1 protein-coding gene is annotated in these 629 nt (G+C 55.3%); it reads left to right on the top strand.

Features of this window, described 5'->3' with window-relative positions:
* The coding region (locus ACP7BV_RS27640) for an aldo/keto reductase (RefSeq protein WP_426108116.1) at positions 1-571 on the top strand (571 nt) is incomplete at its 5' end.
* Positions 572-629: the final 58 nt, after the last annotated feature.

Raw genomic sequence — 629 nt, 5'->3', positions numbered from 1 at the left:
GCCGTCGCATGATCGTCGGCTTGTCAACCGCGATATCGAAGACGAGTTCGTCCCTTTGGCGGCAGAATTCGGCATGGGCATCGTGCCATGGAGTCCACTTGCATTCGGCCTGCTTACCGGGAAATATGACCGGGTGAGTGTTGAAAGCGCTGCACCGCGAGCGGCTGGACTGCCCCGCGAAGCAGCTCAAGAAGGAGAGACAAGGCCGGAGAGTGACAAACGCTTGGACGGCGCCAATCCGTTTGGTGACTCGCTATTTACCGAACGAAATTGGAAAATCCTGGACACGCTCAAGGCGGTTGCTGACGAAACTGGCTTAAGCCAAACAAAGGTAGCCCTTTCTTGGGTGACTGCCCGTGCAGGTGTGACATCGACCTTGATGGGCGTCAGCCGAGTAGCGCAGATAGCCGATAACGCATCCGCGTTGGACATCGTTTTGTCACCGCAACATCTTGAAGCATTGGATGCCGTCAGCGCGCCCGACCAGAAAATGCTTTATAGTTTGTTTACACCATCGGTGCGTCAGCACGCTGTGTTTGGCGGCAGTTCTGTGCGGCATTTAACCGCTTGACACGGCGTTGCTCTTGCCATCCTGACATGCTCATTCAACACCATAAAGCGAATCGTCG

Source organism: Massilia sp. TSP1-1-2 (assembly GCF_049896185.1).
Taxonomy (GTDB): Bacteria; Pseudomonadota; Gammaproteobacteria; order Burkholderiales; family Burkholderiaceae_D; genus Telluria_A.
The sequence above is the reverse complement of the archived record's forward strand: the minus strand, read 5'-3'. Positions and strand labels throughout refer to the sequence as shown.